This window comes from Rhodococcus sp. EPR-134, from assembly GCF_001647205.1.
Lineage (GTDB): Bacteria > Actinomycetota > Actinomycetes > Mycobacteriales > Mycobacteriaceae > Rhodococcus_F > Rhodococcus_F qingshengii.
This window is the reverse complement of the sequence record NZ_LVCT01000332.1, coordinates 1-1,616: the sequence shown is the minus strand read 5'-3', so window position 1 is coordinate 1,616 and position 1,616 is coordinate 1. Positions and strand designations below refer to the sequence as shown.

Sequence of the window (1,616 nt, the reverse complement as noted above, 5' to 3'; positions counted from 1 at the left end):
TAGATCTTCGTCAGGTGAACAGACATAGGGCTACGGTACCGGCGCGGTGCCGACGAGGTTGTGGCTCTAGGCTGTGAACCGTGAGTGAGCACTTTCTTGTGACCGGGGGTAACCGCCTCGAAGGTGAAGTACTGGTGGGAGGGGCCAAGAACAGTGTGCTGAAGCTGATGGCCGCGGCGCTGTTGGCCGAAGGCACCACTGTCGTGACCAACTGCCCGGACATTCTCGACGTACCGCTGATGGCGGACGTTCTGCGAGGTCTGGGCTGCGAAGTCGAACTCGAAGATTCCGAAGTGCGGATCACGACGCCGGCCGAGCCGAAGTATCACGCTGACTTCGATGCGGTGAAACAGTTCCGAGCGTCAGTGTGTGTTCTCGGTCCGCTGGTCGCGCGTTGTAGACGCGCTGTTGTTGCCTTGCCTGGCGGTGACGCCATCGGTTCTCGGCCCCTCGACATGCACCAATCCGGGCTCCGCCTGTTGGGTGCGCGCAGCGAGATCGAACACGGATGTGTAGTTGCCGAGGCAGACGACCTGCATGGAGCGAACATCCGCCTGGTCTTCCCGTCTGTGGGTGCAACCGAGAACATCTTGATGGCAGCGGTCCTCGCCCGTGGTGAGACAGTGATCGACAACGCTGCACGTGAGCCCGAGATCGTGGATCTGTGCAACATGCTCAACGAGATGGGCGCCAAGGTATCTGGCGGCGGAAGTTCGACGCTCACCATTCAAGGCGTCCGCAAGTTGGAACCGACTACGCACCGTGTCATCGGCGATCGGATCGTCGCTGCAACGTGGGGTGTCGCGGCATCCATGACCAGGGGTGACGTCCGCGTTCGTGGGGTGAACCACAAGCATCTCGGACTGGTCCTCGACAAGCTTCGGACGGCCGGCGCGGAGGTGACTCCCGAGGTTGACGGTTTCCGCGTCATTCAGCGTGAACGGCCTAAAGCGGTCAATTTCGCAACATTGCCGTACCCCGGATTCCCGACCGACCTGCAGCCGATGGCAATCGGTTTGGCTGCGGTTGCCGAAGGCACGTCGATGATCACCGAGAACGTATTCGAATCGCGTTTCCGATTTGTCGAGGAAATGATCCGACTCGGCGCCGACGCTCGTACTGACGGTCACCATGCGGTGATCCGCGGAGTTCCGGTGTTGTCGAGTGCACCGGTGTGGTCTTCGGACATTCGGGCCGGCGCCGGGCTCGTGCTTGCGGGGTTGGTTGCGGACGGAACCACCGAAGTTCACGACATCTTCCACATCGACCGTGGGTACCCGCGATTCGTCGAGAATCTCCGTGGACTCGGGGGAGTGATCGAGCGGGTGGGCTCCGAATAGCTTCGGTGCTCGGCGTCACACTCGGGCCTATTCGCAGTTGGCGGAAAAGCTCAACGGTCTGACCTGGCCTTAATCGGCCAATTCGGTGTGGTGACCAGGCGATTTGTGAATTGATTGAAGGTTCGCGTAACTTATTCCAAGTCAGAGCGACACGGACACCGACTCCCACCTGCGAGGGTGAGTGACACGAGGTTGTACGAAGTGCCTGGCGAACACAATCCAGTTTTTCTCACGGGGTTTCGGTTTGCGCCGGTGGCCAGGTTGGGATAGGCTGGG

Annotated in this window: 1 protein-coding gene; it reads left to right on the top strand. The window is 60.5% G+C overall.

Annotation, left to right across the window (positions count from 1 at the left end; genetic code table 11):
* Positions 1–80 precede the first annotated feature (80 nt).
* Positions 81–1,340 carry a UDP-N-acetylglucosamine 1-carboxyvinyltransferase gene (gene murA, locus A2J01_RS15030; RefSeq protein ID WP_003941314.1) on the top strand — a complete coding sequence of 420 codons (1,260 nt, stop codon included), beginning with the start codon at positions 81–83 and terminating at the stop codon, positions 1,338–1,340.
* Positions 1,341–1,616 lie beyond the last annotated feature (276 nt).